Consider the following 15,097-nt stretch of genomic DNA (forward strand, 5'->3'; position numbering starts at 1 on the left):
CAAATAATTGTCACTACATAGTATACAGCAGTCGAGTCACAGGTGGATAGAAATCCTATGTAATGGTATAAACTGGTTTTCCCCAGACTCAAATATTGACAAGGCGGTAGTTCTGTCTCATGCTCTTGCCAGAAACTTGATGAAAAAAGGAGTCGAGAGAATGGAAGAGCCCACCAAGCAGAAAGCAGCAAAAGGAAATGAGGTTCCTCGTCTTTACCCTCTCAATGGTGCTCAGGCACTCCAAGTCCTCAGTATCTTGGCTGAGAAAGATGCCGAGATTGCCAAGGAGATAGAGAGACTCTCCGCCATGGTTTTTTGTGATGTGTCGGTGGAAGATGTTGCTTTCTTGGTGTTCAATGCACTTGATGGGATTGACGTTGAAGATTGTTGGAATGCATCAGGCAGACAAAGGGAGGGAGGGTATCGCGATGAGTATGATGTTGCTGATGAGATGGTCTCTGAAGCGTTCTACCCCTTCACCAATCAAATTGATATGTTTTACCAAACAGGTGAGTATGCTGCAGAACAAACATACATGCATGGAGTACTCTTGGGGCTTTATCAATGCCTGAATGAATCGACTTCTGATTTCTTTGAGCAGTATATGGAGGATTACCCTGAAATGCTTAAGCAGGAACTCATTGATGGTTGGAAGAAGCGTCATCCAGATGATGCCTCTGCTTTACAGATGCTCAATACCTTCATTGAAGAGTATTGTCCAGATTGGAGTACAGAGGAGACTGAGTTAGGAGAGTAGTACAGGGTCTTCTTTTCTCTCGTAACTAAAGGCAAAAAAGTACGCTTTAACGTACAAATTTGCTCACCTTGAAGAAAAAGTACGCTAAGAAAGACAAGTATGGTTTCTTGTAAGCCCAACTGCAAGAGATGGAGAGGACCTACCAGTCTCGTAAGAGAAAGTCCTCCAGATGCATGATCTGAATCCCGTTTTCATTACCTTCCGCTAAGTCATCAAACGTTACTACCCACTTGGGGTAGTGATCCTTTATTTCCATAAGGTTACCAATCTCTCTGTTTGATGGCTCAGGAAGATTTCTGCAGACTTGGATATAAATCCTCTCTTCTGGCCTCTCAGCGACAAAATCAATTTCCTTGGTACCATTCTTTCCAATGTAAACAGTAAACCCGCGTCGTCTGAGCTCTAGATAGACGATATTCTCCATCATGGAAGCAAGGGATGTAGCGTTATATCCCATTAGACAGTACTTGAGAGAAGCGTCTGCAAGGTAAAATTTTTCTTGGGTTTTCAAAACCATTTTTCCCTGTAAGTCATATCGTTTGCACCGGTAAATAATGAAAGCCTTTTCCAACCAGTCCAGATAATCATAGATGCTCTCCACACTCAGTTTCCTCCCTTCATTCTTAAGGAACCTAATAATTGCGTGAGCAGAAAATGTTTTTCCTACATTTTCGATCACATAGAGGACTGTACGATTGAAAAGGTCTTGGTTTTTGATCTGATGACGACGAGCAATATCATTCGTTACTACCGAATTGTAGATCCCTTCAACAATCTGATAGATTGTTTCTTGAGAAAAATCTGATAGTGCAGTAACAGGAAAACCGCCGCCCTTGATGTATGCAACCAGCAACTCTCTCGGGGTGAGTGTGCTATTCGACTTAAAGCGAAGATATTCTTGGAAAGACAAGGTATATACAGGGATTTCAACATACCGCCCAGAGAGATAGGAAGAAATTTCTGAAGACATCAACCTGGAATTTGATCCAGTTATATAGATATCCACTGGATACTTCTCAAATACATCGTTGACTGCCTTCTCCCAACCTTCGATCTCTTGGACTTCATCTAGCAAGAGATACCTCGTTTTCTCTGCATGTATCTGATGTATCAATTCTTTATACATATGTACTGCAGTGAATCCTTCATCGATTTCCATACTTGTATATCGTCGATGTATGATGGAGTCAGAAGGAACACCTTTTTGTCTCAACAACTCGCTAAACATGGAAAAGATAGTAGATTTTCCAGACCGTCTGATACCTGCCAAAATCTTTACTACAGGTACGTTGATATAAGATTCCAAGGTAAGCAAATATGCTGGTCGTGGCACAGTGGTATCTTTCATACACCTATCATACTCGACAAGAAACTAAATAGCTATAGTTTATATCAAATATAGGTAAAAACTATGGGAAAATAACAAGTTTTTATCTATTTTGAATAAAAAGCATGATGCTTGATATGCTAGTACCATACGCATCTCCCAAAAATTGTGAATCTTTGGGAGATACCTACTTCTCTACCGCTCTTTCCGATCCTTGAAATCCTTCTTGATTCGCTTGTTCCAATCATCTGGAATGGAAGAAGCGGAGCGGTAGTAGGAAACTGCCTCACTCATCACTTCGAAGTTTAATTGGATGCCTTCTTTATCGGCATGAAAATCCTGTGCGCGCTCTCTTGGGATCCCAACTGCCTCTGCTGCTACCTCTGCATCGATGTTTGCACCAAGGTAGATAAACTCCCATCCATAGTTCTCCCGCTCTCTCTTGATCATCTCTCGAACCATCTGAGCAGAGTACTCCCTGCTTGCGTTCTCCATCCCATCGGTAATAATCAGGAAGATTACATGCCCAGCTTGGTATTCTGGTGCTGTGGTCCTCTGAACCTGCACAATCTTGGAAATAGTCCGCCCAATTGCATCGTACAGTGCAGTAGAGCCTCCCACAACATACTCTTTCTCGGTCATTGGACTCACTGCCTCGATGGCAATACGGTCATGGAGCAACGCATAGTCGTTGTCAAACAACACGGTCGTGATAGTGCACGGAGTATCCAACGCCTGCTGCCCAGCAAGCATTGCATTGAATCCTCCAATGGTGTCGCTCTCCAATCCATGCATCGAACCACTGCGGTCAAGAATACATACCAATTCAGTCACACTTTTTTCCATTGTGTCCTCCAATACTGATGTATATGTATTGGTACCCTGAAAGAGGACTGGGATGGTCGCCTCCAAGGCGACAATTAACAGCTTCCAAGTAGTGGTTGGTCGTATGAGAAAAGTACTTCGTTTACCTCAAGGACCTTGTAGTGCTTATGCACAATGCAATACTCGATGATGATATCGAAGATGTTGTTGTGAGAGAGTGCATAGCCGGCTTTTCTCAAGAGCTTTTCAGTCTCTTCAAGACTAAGTTCCAGCGCGATTGCCAAAGCAAGGACCGTGCGCTTGCTGGGAGTGTACCCGTTTCCACTCCGGATCTTTGAGAATAATTTTCGGTCGATGTTTGCCTTTTTGTAGACATCAACTTCTGTTTTGCCTTTTGCCTGTATTAGGGCTCTTAGAGAGTCTGAGAACGGCTCATCAAGATTGGAGAGAGCTTCAGCAAGATTAGGTTCATAGAAGGGGGACCGGATTTCTTCCACTGATTCCAATTCCATCGCTTCAATCTCGAGCATGTCCCGCTTCAGGGCGTGTTTCTGAACATACTGTTCCTCAATATACTGTTCAATTGAGGTATGAAGCTTTGTTCCTGCAAGGAAAGACTCCTTGTTGAACAGTACCAGGTAGACGGTAAGCTCATGCTTTGCTAGAAATTGTTCAATGGTAGTCCTGGCGACTTCCAAAGCTTCTTGTTTCGGGTAACCGAAGATACCACTGCTGATCAAAGGAAATGATAGAGAGGAGATCTTGTGCTGCACTGCGAGCTGGAGACTGTTACTGTAGCACTGCTGAAGTAGCTCCCGCTCTCCGCTTTTCCCATCATGATAAACAGGACCTGCTGTGTGAATGACATAACGAGCAGGAAGCGAAAACCCTGGGGTGATGACAGCCTCCCCGGTCTTGATCGGGGAGAGGGGAGCACAGGCCTTCGTCATCTCTTGTATTCCGGCTGCTCGAAAGATTGCACCACACACTCCTCCGCCCATCAGCAAGGCAGTATTGGCTGCGTTGACGATAGCCTCACTCTGCATCTTCGTAATATCATTTTGCACCAAGAAGAAAGGCATGGATACCTCCTCATGCCTCTCATTATATCATAACAAATACAGCTCGTGTTCTATGAACACATGCACCAAATCAGCATCGAACTGGGTTCCTGCATTGAGTTTGATCTCTTCCACTGCAAGTTCGGTGGGAAGTGCAGAGCGATACGCACGACTGCTGGTCATGGCATCAAAGGCATCAGCAAGGCTTACAATCTTGACATCCAGAGGAATATCCTCTCCCTTCATATTGTCAGGATATCCCCGTCCATCGATTCTCTCATGATGGGAGCGTATGATTGGAATGTACTGCTTGAATGAAGGTATATGGGTAATAATACGCACCCCGGCTTCGGGGTGCGTCTTTATCAGGGAATACTCTTCTCCTGTAAGTGATCCATTTTTGTTCAAGATTTCCTCAGGGATGCTGATCTTCCCGATGTCATGCAACAAAGCGCCCCCTTCAATGATCTGGAGCGTCTTTTCATCTAGGTTCAGCGTCTTCGCCAAGGCAACAGCAAGCGTTCTGACCCTGTTGCAATGTCCTTTTGTGTAGGGATCCTTCTGTTCAATAGTTTCGCTGAAGGCTTCTAGCGTAGAAATGGTTGAACGCTGCAAGGTGCTTTTTGTTTTTCTTAGCTCTGCCTCAAGTTTCTTTCTGATGGCAAGGTGCTCTTCATCAATTTCCTTTTTTCTCTGCTCTTCACTTGCTTTTTCCAGTGCTCGGTGTATACAGGAGTAGAGTTCTTCCTGGCGAATTGGTTTTGTGAGGTAGTCGAAAGCACCCAACCTAATGGCTTTCATGCCTGTATCGAGGTCATTGAATGCAGTGAGCATCACCACTGGGATAGATGGGTATTTCCTTGCAATTCTCTCAAGAATTTCGAACCCTGTGGGCCCAGGCATCTTGATGTCCAAGAGTATGAGGTCGATTGAGGTGGTAGTGTTTTCTAGCAAATGGAGTAATTCATTCCCGTTCTCACAGGGAGTTACTTCATACCCAGCCTTTTTTAGCATAATCCGTAGAATCTTTCGGATAGCAGGATCGTCATCAGTTGTTACAATATGTCTAGTCATCTCGAGCATCTCCGTGGTGTAGTGTTAGCAGGGATTCAAGAAAGGAGTGGTTTTCTTATATTCCCCATACTGGGGGAACATTTTAGGAAACAATACTCGATCCTCTAGCGTTACAAGCGCCAGATTGCAGAGCGTGTATCCCACAAGAATCAAGGTAATTGGAGTATACCAGAAGAAGAGAGATGCGGAAACATTGAAAAAGGAAAACCAGAGGAACCCTGGATGACGACAAATCTTATAGGTTCCACCAGTATAAAGGCTTCCATCTTTGCTGTTCTTCAAAGGGATCTCCAACAAAACTGAATAGATGAGTAGGACAGCATTGGCTGCCATGAAAAGAATTAGGAGTAAACCAAAGGCAGGGTGGTGAGGACTTCCAAACCTTGAAAATAAAAAAAAGAAAGGCAGAGCTGTAACAAAAAATCCTAGGTATAATAGCTTGCTGATTCGGTAGTAGCCCTTCAACAATGCGATATCATACAAGGCTGCAAGCAAATATCCAGTGGCTCCTAGTAAAAATAGTTTGAAAAATTCCATAAATTACCCTTATACTAATACAAATTGTTTCCAAATGAAAGTTAAATTGAGGAATCCCCATGATTATTGATGTTTCCACTATTATTCCCGCTGTGGCGTTTGTCCTTTACGTTTCCTTTGTCATCTTTGGATTTCTCCAGTATAAGAAAGATCGTTTCTATTGGTCATTCCAACTCTATATGATTTTCGTAGCCATATGGAGTTTTGGTTCCTTGATGATGCACCTCAATAGCCATATACTTACGCCGATTTTCTGGAACCGTATCATGCTCATCGGCTTGTTGAGTGTTCCCTATGCGCTGTGCAACTTCATCGTGGATATTCTAGAAATCAGGAATAAGTCCATCAGGTTGTTCCTCAAGCTGAGTTACCTTCTCTTGATTCCCCTCATGTACCTTAATTTCACTGGAAACATTGTAAGTGCTGCTGGCTTCACGAGTGACAATATCTTTTATTATGAACTGGCAGGTGGATCATTAAGCGCCTATTCGCTGAGTTATGTATACCTCATTCTCACGCTGGTCATGCTCTTGGTTGCAAGTAAGAATCGGGGTCTCCATAATTTCCAGAAGAATCTCCTGCTTCCCTTGGTTGGTGTGGTGATCATGTTGGTAGGGATTTTCATAAACGTTTTCCCCGAGCTTGGCCGGTACCCGATCGATATTTTCGCTGCAACCATCAATGCAGTGCTTCTCTTCTACACCATTTACAAGTATAAGTTGATAAACTACTCTCGTCTTGGGCTATCCATCATTTACTCAACCTTGCTCGCTTTTGCTGCTTCAGTCATCTATTACGCAATTATCAGCTTCATCAAACTGTTCAATAGTGACTTCGCCCCAGGGAATATTTTCCAACTTTCATTCATCCTTGGTGTTGCCACTGTTCTTATTGTTCATCCGCTGAGAAATTTCATTGCCTATTGGGTGGACAATGTGCTTATCCCCAAACGTCATCCCTATCAGACAACCATCAGAAATCTCAGTAAACGACTCACCACCATCGTTAATCTGCACCAGCTGGGTAATGAGGTGGTGGAAAATCTCCGCTCTGGGCTGAAGGCTGAATGGGTCATCTTCATCGCACGACGCCTTGATGATGAGAGCCGGTTCTTCCTCGTAGCAAACAACAACTGTCCCACCGAAAGGGCGGTGGGGCAGGATATCCTTTTCTCCTTTTCTGAAAATATTGAACAAAAACTTGATGTCTGCAGGCAGGAGAATTTATCTTCAGTCATCAGTGTAAGCCCTGATGAGGAACGCCTGTCAGTCAGTGAATTCTTGCCAGTCAGTGATGTCATGATTCCCTTGGTGTTCCGCCATCAAATAGCTGGCTATATCCTTATCGGGTATGGACAGTCCAATGTCCTGATAAGTGAGATCGAGCGTGAAGCCCTAGAGATTCTTGCTTCCCAGAGCAGTCTCTCATTGGAGAATGCGCTTTCCTTTGAAAAGCTCAGAATCCAGGGGGAAGAACTGACGATGAGCAAGAACAAGCTTGAAGCCATCTTCAATGGTATCGCCTCGCCTGTCTGCTTGATCGACATCGACTACACCATTCAGGAAGTGAATACTGCTGCAGTAAGCTTTGTGGGGCAGAACCGGGAACGGCTCATTGGGAGCAAGTGTTATCGAGCTTTGTTTGGGAGAAGCCGTCCCTGCCCATTCTGTCAGGGACTCGAATGTTTGCACACCGGGGTGATGCATGAAACTGAGGCTGAGGAGAAGGAGCGAATTTTCTCCTTCCAGTTCCACTCCGTTCGCTCTGCAGATAAATCCAAGAGTGTATTCATAGAGATTCTCAACGACATAACTGAACAGAAACACATGCAGGAAGAGCTGGTTCGCACAGAGAAGATGGCCGGTATCGGCACGTTGGCAACCGGTATCGCCCATGAGTTGAACAATCCTCTTGCGGGAATCGTAGGTACTGCAGAGATTATGTTGGATGAACTGGAGGAGAGCAATCCACACTATGAGTATGTGAATGACATTCTCAGTTACTCCAAGACTGCAAGCGACGTAATCAAGGAGCTCTCGATCTATAGCAGAAGGGAGGAGGTGAAAGAAACCCAGGAAGTGGAACTGATCAGGGTCCTGGAATTCTCTCTCCGCCTAGCGCAGCGAGGTATCGACTCGCAAAATATTGAGATTAAACGCAACTACCACGCCCTTCCATTCATCCAGGCAAATGAAGGGGAGTTGCAACAGCTCTTCCTCAACCTTATAGTCAATGCCTTCCAGGCAATGGAGGGGAAAGGCACCTTGACACTCAGCTGTGTAGAACAGGATGATTTTGTGCAGATAAAGATTGTTGATACCGGTTGCGGTATCCCAGAGAAACATATGAGCCAGATTTTCACACCATTTTTTACGACAAAGGCTCCAGGAAAGGGCACAGGGCTTGGCCTGTCCAACTGTTACAGTATTGTGGACAAGATGCGTGGGCGTATCAGGGTCCGTAGTGAGGTAGGAAAGGGAACAGAGTTCACGACCATTTTTCCTCTTAATGAAGAGAGCAAGGAAATCATAAAATTTTCTTTGGTTGAGGACCACCATGGAATGAGTGATGTATTCTTTATTCAGCGAAAGGTGTTGGTAGGAGAAAAAGGATATATTGAGGAGTCAATTCATCGAAAAGTAGATGAAAAAGCAATGCATATTCTAGCGTTCAAGGGGTTGCAACCCGTTGGAACGGTTTCCTTGATGACCAGTGAACACTTCTGGCCACTGCCAATTTCCAAGTACTTTGAAATTGAACCGCTCCTGAAGACCAAGAAGTGTGCTGAGATTATTCGTCTTGCAGTACTCCCTGAGATGCGAAACACCTCTGCTTCCATTGGACTGATCATCCTTGTCTTCCTGCTTGCACGAGCTGTCGGGGTGGAGGAGCTAATCATCGATGTGTTTGCCGATGACACCAAGACCAAGAAACTCTACAAGAAATTCGGTTTTGTGGAAGTTGGGTCATACAATTCCCCTTCCGAGGTGACAGTACTGGTTTTGCAGAGCAAGTCTACCTTGGAGAAGGACAAGTCCCAGCTCAGGCACTTTGTCCGTCCACTGTTTGAGCGCTTGAGACCCATGTTCAATCTCGGCCCTTATACCCAGGCAGTGCATGAGGAGATGGATAGGATTCTCAGTGCCGATGATGAAGAAGAATCTGAGGAACACATTGGCTGATCAAGTACTGGAACGCTGAACCAGATGGACCGGGAGTATGGTACGGCTTTGCTTTTCTGTGTCCTCCCAGCGTACAATAGTTTGGATTGCGTGGGCACAGAGTTCTTCGATCGGTTGGTGGATGGTAGAGAGTGCCGGGCTGAGAAGTCGGGCAAGATCGACATCATCAAATCCAATAACCTTGACATCCTCTGGGACGCACAGGCCTCTTTTATGACAAATCTGGATGACTTGAGCGGCGATGACATCACTGGAGGCAAATACTCCATCGATAGCGGGGCTGTCCGTGAAGAGCGTATTGATCAAGTCCGCATAGTCGAGCTGGTGGAATTGCCGTTTGCTAGCGTGCACCACATGAAAGGAAACAGAATCCTCTTCGCATGTTCGTGTGAACCCTTGGACACGTTCTTCGCTGGATCTTCCTCCCTGGATCATGACGAGGTTCTTACACCCACGAGAGAGCAGATGTTCAGCTGCTATGCGGCCACCCATTTCGTTGTCACAGAGCACGGCCGGGACTGACGGGCTGATGGAACGTTCAAGGGTGACCACCGGAAGATTGATAAGTGAACGCACTGAATTACGGCTTTGGGTGCAGAGAATGATTCCTGCAACCTTGTTTGCCTTGAGCATGTCGATGTACTCGGCTTCTTTCTGGGCATTGCGTTGAGCATTGCAGACAAGGAGCTTCAAACCAAGAAGAGATGCATGGTTTTCCAAAGCGTTGATTACTTCATTGTAGTAGGGATGCAGTAGCGAAGGGACGATAACCCCCAGTAGGGTTGTCTGCTTCTGGGCAAGCGAGCGGGCTACCTCGCTGGGGTGGTAGTCCAACGCTTCCATCGCCTGGTGCACTTTTTCTTTTGTCTTCTCACTCAAATAGCCCCGGTTGTTCATGACCCTGGAAACGGTGGTGACGGTGACGCCGGCTTTGAGGGCAACATCCTTGATTGTAGCCATATCACAACCTCATGAGGGTGTGCTCACCCTCATGGATGGTGAAGGAATAGGTTTTGAAATCTGCTGTAAGGGTGATTGTTCTCCCTCTGTGTTCCCAGGTAATGATCAAGTGCTCTTCATCCGTGGGTTCCTCCATCTCGAAGATCCCATCGAAGGCGGGGTGGGAGGAGCGAAGTTCCATCAGCAATCGGAGGGCGACCACCACTGGTCGTTGCACAGCCTCATCAACCTCTTCCTTGGTGTAGTAGTGCCGGTTGATGTTTCTTCCTTCCTTCGTCTCTTCGAGCAGTTCCAGGTCATTGCTCCCTGCAAGCATCCCTACGTAATAGATCTGGGGTATGCCTGGGCTGAAGAACTGAACTGCTCTGGCAAGCAGGTATGCCCGGTCATTTTCTCCCAGGGCGGAATAATAGGTGCAATTGATCTGATAGATATCCAGGTTGTTGTACGTTTCACTGTTGTAGATTCTTTTGACATTCGCCCCATATGCGTAGAGATGCTCCTTGGTTGCTTCAATCTCTTCGTCAGGCAGCAAACCGTAGACATCCACAATCCCGATTCCATCGTGGGTATCCAGGGTGGTATGTTGGTTTCTGGGACAAATGGCAAACCAGTTCTTCAGGTACTGAGTCTGGTGGAAATAAAGTGCGTTGAGCATCAGCATTGGCAAGGCGAAGTCATAGACTGGGTAACTGTTGCTGCTGAGCTTGAGCTGGATGGAGTAGTGTTCATGGATTTCTGGAAGCACATCTGCTCCATACTCCCTTACGGCTCTACGACATCTTGCCAAGAGATACCACGTCTCCGGTTCCACGAAGAAACAATCACTTTCCTTCTTCTTGATTGCATAGGCAAAAGCGTCCAAACGGATGAACTTTGCACCATGCTTGGCAAGGTTTACAAGGTTTGACTCTAGGAAGGTTACGCCAAGTTCTGTTTGGACGTTCAAGTCGATCTGTTCTTCACTGAAGGTGCACCACAGTTTTTTTTGCTCACCATTGGAGAAGGTGACAGTGGTATAGGGGTCCTTTGGCTTACGCTTGTAGATTTTCAAGATTTGCTCTTCTGTGGGTTCTCCTCCCCAGAAAGCTTCATAGTCAATGAAGTAGTCCTTGTTCGGTGAATCAGGACCTTCGGCCAGGTAGTTCCTCAGCAGGGGACTTTGGGCGGAGATGTGGTTGATCATATAGTCGAACATTAGGTCATAGGTTTTTGCCAGGTTGTCGATGTCCTCCCAGGTCCCAAAAGCAGGATCGACCTGCTCATAGGTGTACGGTGCGAAGCCTCGGTCGCCTGAGGAGGAAAAGAAGGGGAGAATATGCAGTGAGGTCAATGCCTTGCTAAAATGTTTGGAAAGAATTGCTTCCAAGTCGGAAAGATTTGATCCCAGTGAGTCGGGATAGGTGATGAGCATGACTCCATTTTTCATAGCTTCCTCCATCAAGTCTGAATCTTCACTATGCAATACAGTATGATGTATGTCAAGCGGTTGACATATTTTGGTTTCCTTTTTTTAGCTCTGTTTTTTCCCTTAAACAAGAGAAAGCAGACTGTTAGATATTACGGAGTATAGTATCACTATGGGTAAACTATCTGCATTCTCCACAACATATACATCGAGGGGAAGCTAAGAAATGTAAGAAAGTTTGGCGGTGTTGATAAGTCTCCCCATTGTTGGGGAAGTGCTTGAGCCAAAGCATTTCAAGGAAGTTCCCATTCAGGTCCTTATTTTCATCAGTGCCGCAACTGCTATCGGAAAAGTAGGTTCAGAGACCGGGATGAATGCATATATAGCTCCACTGGAGATCAATCCTATGGTGGTTGTGTTCTGGTCATATACGGTAATCGGCAGCCATTACATACTTCCGTTTCACCATATGAATGTGCTGGTAGGGCAGGGGGAGGGAAACGGGTTGTATTCCCAGAGGGAGACAATCAAGCTGGGTATTCCCATGATTGCCATTGTCTATTTCACTACGGTAGTAGTGGAGACTCTTTGGTGGAAACTGCTCGGCATCCTCTAAATCTTGAACTCATTCAGGTTCTCCATCGATGGTTGCAACTCCTGTGCCTCGATTCGGTGAATCAGTGAGACCACCTGGTCATTTACCGGTGTTGGAATACCAACCTTTCTTCCCTGTTCGCTGAGTACTCCATTGATGGCATCCACTTCACAGGGTTTCCCTTTCTCGATGTCTTGGAGCATGCTTGGTTTCAGCTGTCGATGCTTGCGGATTGCAAAGGGAATCAAGATGAAACTAATCCACCTCTTGAAAGTATTGGTATAATCGAAGAGTGTTGCGATGTCTTTCCCTTGGACTGGCTCCAGGGTAAGGGAAGAAGCCTTTGCTACATCAATGCACTCCTTGATAATGCTTTGGGCTATCCTCCTTGCCTGCTTGTTTGTTGCTACATCCCCAAAGGTACAGCCTAGAGCTGTTGCGGTTCCACTGAACGATGCGTTGATCAGGAGCTTTGACCAACGGGCTCCCATGAAATTTTGCTCGATGGTTACGTTTCCCATCGATGAAAGAATGGAAGAGATGTTCTCAAGCATTGCTTCCCGTCCAGGAACAGGTAGGCCAAGGTTGAAGGAGAAGGTATGCTCGTCACTGGTCAGTGCCGCCACCCCACTCCCAATCAAGGTAGCGCCCCAACCGATGGTGCACCCGCAAACCCTATGAGCTCCAAGTATTTCCATCAGGGCAGGTTCAGGAATTCCATTCTGCATAGTACAGAGCATCCCGTCTTCTGCAAGAAAGGGTTTCAGGAAGGAAGCCACTAGTTTGTTCTCGTTCTGTTTGGTAAGCAGGAATATGAGATCGTACGCTCCTTGCATGTCTTCAGGGAGCATGGCAGTAACTGGGATGGTGGCAGTTCGCTTACCCACTATCTGTGCACCTTTCTCTTGGAGTGCTCTGATGTGTTCTCTGTTTCTGCTTATGAGGTCAACTGCGATTCCCTTTTCACTAAGATACGCTCCCAAAATTGTTCCCAGTGATCCGGCACCATAGATGGCAATACGCATTGTGTTTCCTCCTACTATGAATAGTAGACTACAGGGAAGCGAAAAGATTACACAAGAGAGGAAGCTATGGGGGTCTTAGGATAGATTCAATTGATTTGCTTTCAGGTTTTCAATCTGGAATCAAACAAAAACAAAGGGACCTTTCGGCCCCTCTGTTGATGATAGCTTGGTAAAGCTTAGTAGCGGTATGAATCCCTGCGTTCAGTTCTGGGACGCGCAATTGCTTCGTTTACTTTCAGGTTGCGGCCATCGACTTCCTGGCCATCAAGCTGAGAGATAGCAGCAACTGCTGCATCATCCTGATCCATTTCAACAAATGCAAACCCCTTGGGGCGATTGGTATCACGATCAACGATAATGTGTGCACTCAGCACATCGCCGAATTGTGCGAACAGGGAGTACAATGACTCTTCTGAAGTTTGATAGCTCATGTTTCCGACATAAATTTTTTTTGCCATGATTAAGTTCCTTTGCAGACCATGTGCCTGCTTTCTGTGGGTATTTTAAGAATTTGGGAATAGTTCGTTCTGGGACCCGTCAGATAGCAAGTAGTTTAGCAACAAGGCTTCAAAGATAGGAGTAGGAACAAAAAGAAACACAAATACGTAAGTTAACTCACAGTAGGGTCTTTCTCAGAATAAGTCAATGTATGTACAGCATATTCGGTAACTTTCTGTAAATTATGTAAAGTGCAGCAGATTCTACTCCGAATTTCAATTGGAATCCATCGGTTCCTTCTTCAGCTGCTTGGCAATACTCCTCTTTATTCGGGAGTTTTCTTAAACAGTACGAGACACCCTCCCCGCATAAAAGTGTTCGCAACCGTTTACGGTGGAGGATGAAATTCAAGCGGTATGTGATGTGCAACGGCTTGTGTAAATTGGGAAAAGATATACTGCTCTCGTTCCAAAAGAAGACGGGACTACCTTCATCAGGTAATCCCGTTTGTGGCGAGAAGGATGAGTATCGTTAGTTCTGTTTCTTCTCGGCAATGCGCTTCTTTTGTGTTTTCTCAATTGCATCAACAATATGCTCATAGCCGGTACACCTGCAGAGGTTTCCTGCTACCTGCTTTCTGATCTCCTCCCTGGATGAGGGAGTGTCCTTGTTGATGATGGGGATGGAAGACATGATGAATCCCGGGGTGCAGAAGCCACACTGTACAGCACCCTCATCGATGAAGGCCTGCTGGATGTCGCTGATGGTTCCCTTTGTATCACTCAAGCCCTCGAGGGTAAGAATGTCCTTTCCCTCAGCCCAGATTGCCATATAAATACAGGAGTTGAACGGCTTGCCGTTGATTAAAACAGTACAAGCACCACACTCTCCCACATCACAGCCATGCTTGATGCTGTCCAAGCCTGCGTTTCCACGGAGCATATCGGAAAGGGACGAGCGAACGTCCACAGCAAAAGTCCTCTGCTTTCCGTTGACCGTGCAGGTGATATTCTTGTTAGCCATTGATTGTTCCTCCTGCTTTTTCTACTGCGGCCTTGGTTGCTCGTCTAGCGAGTTCCTTCACAAGCTGCAGTCTGAACTCCTTGCTTGCTCTCCAACTGGTTCTCGGAGTAACATCAGCAAGTGCACCCTCAGCAACCGCTTCCAGCAGTGCTGCATCGAGGGCATGCCCCTGGGCGCTCTCCTCTGCATGTGTGGAACGGATGGGAATGGGGGCTGCGACACCGAAGGCAATACGAAGCCTGTCTATTGAGTCCTTGCTCTTACTCAGTCTGACGTTGACCGAGCAACCAAGGGTTGCAATATCCATGGCTCGCCGCATCGCATACTTGATGTAGTGCCCATAGGTGTTCTCGTAACTCTCTTTTGGAATGCGAATGCCAGTCATGATCTCATCTGGGCGAAGGTCTACCTTTCCCGGTCCAAGATTGAACTCAGCATAGGGGAGGAGACGGATTCCATCCATACTGGTCAGTTCCAGGACTGCATCATAGGTCTTGAACGTGGTTGCCGAGTCAGCACTGGTAACACCATTGCAGATGTTTCCGCCGATGGTGCCTATGTTCCTGATCTGAGGACCGCCGATCTGGTCAACAGCTTCTCCGAGTACGGGGACATGTCCCTTGATCACCGGGTGCATGGAGACATCGGTGAAACTGGTCAGTGGGCGAATGAGGATTGAACCATCATCCTCCAAGCAGATACCCCTCAGTTCTTCAAGCATATAGATGTTGATTAAATCACAACCTGCAAGCTTTCCTTCGCGGATCTTGATCAGGATATCACTGCCTCCGGCCAGGAGAAGAGCTTCAGGATGCTCCTTCTTAAGCCGTAAGGCCTCCTCTACAGAGGTTGGTTCATAGAGTTTATTAAAGTTATACATGCGCT

14 protein-coding genes are annotated in these 15,097 nt (G+C 46.2%); 3 read left to right on the top strand and 11 right to left on the bottom strand.

Going from position 1 to position 15,097, the window contains the following annotated elements; all coding sequences use genetic code 11:
- Nucleotides 1-160: 160 nt before the first annotated feature.
- Nucleotides 161-757 (top strand): hypothetical protein, encoded by a 597-nt coding sequence (locus tag DYP60_RS04225; protein ID WP_117329634.1) that lies wholly within the window; start codon nucleotides 161-163, stop codon nucleotides 755-757.
- A 139-nt stretch (nucleotides 758-896) separates the two neighbouring features.
- Here DYP60_RS04225 and DYP60_RS04230 read toward each other — a convergent pair whose 3' ends face one another.
- The 5 genes from DYP60_RS04230 to DYP60_RS13960 form a co-directional block, all read right to left on the bottom strand.
- Nucleotides 897-2,105: an ATP-binding protein gene (locus DYP60_RS04230; protein ID WP_117329635.1), complete on the bottom strand. Its 1,209-nt coding sequence runs from the start codon at nucleotides 2,103-2,105 to the stop codon at nucleotides 897-899.
- A gap of 174 nt (nucleotides 2,106-2,279) precedes the next feature.
- Entirely contained in the window at nucleotides 2,280-2,930 is a 651-nt protein-coding gene (locus DYP60_RS04235; protein WP_117329636.1) for a vWA domain-containing protein, read from the bottom strand.
- 74 nt (nucleotides 2,931-3,004) lie between these two features.
- Nucleotides 3,005-3,991, bottom strand: coding sequence for a macro domain-containing protein (locus tag DYP60_RS04240; protein ID WP_117329637.1), 987 nt, complete (start codon nucleotides 3,989-3,991; stop codon nucleotides 3,005-3,007).
- 27 nt (nucleotides 3,992-4,018) lie between these two features.
- Nucleotides 4,019-5,044 (bottom strand): HD domain-containing phosphohydrolase, encoded by a 1,026-nt coding sequence (locus DYP60_RS04245; protein ID WP_117329638.1) that lies wholly within the window; start codon nucleotides 5,042-5,044, stop codon nucleotides 4,019-4,021.
- A 24-nt stretch (nucleotides 5,045-5,068) separates the two neighbouring features.
- The gene (locus DYP60_RS13960) at nucleotides 5,069-5,326 is read right to left on the bottom strand and encodes an isoprenylcysteine carboxylmethyltransferase family protein (RefSeq protein WP_133299279.1); all 258 of its coding nucleotides are present in this window, start codon (nucleotides 5,324-5,326) and stop codon (nucleotides 5,069-5,071) included.
- Between the two features lie 314 nt (nucleotides 5,327-5,640).
- Here DYP60_RS13960 and DYP60_RS04255 point away from each other — a divergent pair, with 314 nt between their 5' ends.
- On the top strand, nucleotides 5,641-8,763 hold the full coding sequence (locus DYP60_RS04255) for a GNAT family N-acetyltransferase (protein ID WP_117329640.1): 3,123 nt from the start codon (nucleotides 5,641-5,643) through the stop codon (nucleotides 8,761-8,763).
- Here the strand turns inward: DYP60_RS04255 and DYP60_RS04260 are convergent, their stop codons facing one another.
- Together DYP60_RS04260 and gtfA are read right to left on the bottom strand one after the other, a co-directional pair.
- Nucleotides 8,764-9,723, bottom strand: coding sequence for a LacI family DNA-binding transcriptional regulator (locus DYP60_RS04260; RefSeq protein ID WP_117329641.1), 960 nt, complete (start codon nucleotides 9,721-9,723; stop codon nucleotides 8,764-8,766).
- A 1-nt stretch (nucleotide 9,724) separates the two neighbouring features.
- Nucleotides 9,725-11,152 (bottom strand): sucrose phosphorylase, encoded by a 1,428-nt coding sequence (gtfA, locus tag DYP60_RS04265; protein WP_117329642.1) that lies wholly within the window; start codon nucleotides 11,150-11,152, stop codon nucleotides 9,725-9,727.
- Nucleotides 11,153-11,375: 223 nt separating this feature from the next.
- On the opposite strand from gtfA, the gene DYP60_RS04270 reads away from it, so the two are divergent.
- Complete coding sequence (locus tag DYP60_RS04270) at nucleotides 11,376-11,747, top strand: hypothetical protein (RefSeq protein WP_117329643.1); 372 nt, start codon at nucleotides 11,376-11,378, stop codon at nucleotides 11,745-11,747.
- Here the strand turns inward: DYP60_RS04270 and DYP60_RS04275 are convergent.
- The 4 genes from DYP60_RS04275 to xdhB all read right to left on the bottom strand — a co-directional run bounded on the left by DYP60_RS04275 (nucleotide 11,744) and on the right by xdhB (nucleotide 15,092).
- A complete protein-coding gene (locus DYP60_RS04275; protein ID WP_117329644.1) occupies nucleotides 11,744-12,751 on the bottom strand; it encodes a ketopantoate reductase family protein in 1,008 nt (335 codons plus the stop codon). The genes DYP60_RS04270 and DYP60_RS04275 overlap by 4 nt on opposite strands.
- Before the next feature lie 176 nt (nucleotides 12,752-12,927).
- Nucleotides 12,928-13,209, bottom strand: coding sequence for an RNA recognition motif domain-containing protein (locus DYP60_RS04280; RefSeq protein WP_117329645.1), 282 nt, complete (start codon nucleotides 13,207-13,209; stop codon nucleotides 12,928-12,930).
- Between the two features lie 511 nt (nucleotides 13,210-13,720).
- Nucleotides 13,721-14,212, bottom strand: a complete 492-nt coding sequence (gene xdhC / locus DYP60_RS04285; RefSeq protein ID WP_117329646.1) for a xanthine dehydrogenase subunit XdhC — start codon at nucleotides 14,210-14,212, stop codon at nucleotides 13,721-13,723.
- Nucleotides 14,205-15,092 (bottom strand): xanthine dehydrogenase subunit XdhB, encoded by an 888-nt coding sequence (gene xdhB / locus DYP60_RS04290; RefSeq protein ID WP_117329647.1) that lies wholly within the window; start codon nucleotides 15,090-15,092, stop codon nucleotides 14,205-14,207. The genes xdhC and xdhB overlap by 8 nt, the downstream gene beginning before the upstream one ends.
- Nucleotides 15,093-15,097: the final 5 nt, after the last annotated feature.

Source organism: Sphaerochaeta halotolerans (assembly GCF_003429665.1).
Lineage (GTDB): Bacteria > Spirochaetota > Spirochaetia > Sphaerochaetales > Sphaerochaetaceae > Sphaerochaeta > Sphaerochaeta halotolerans.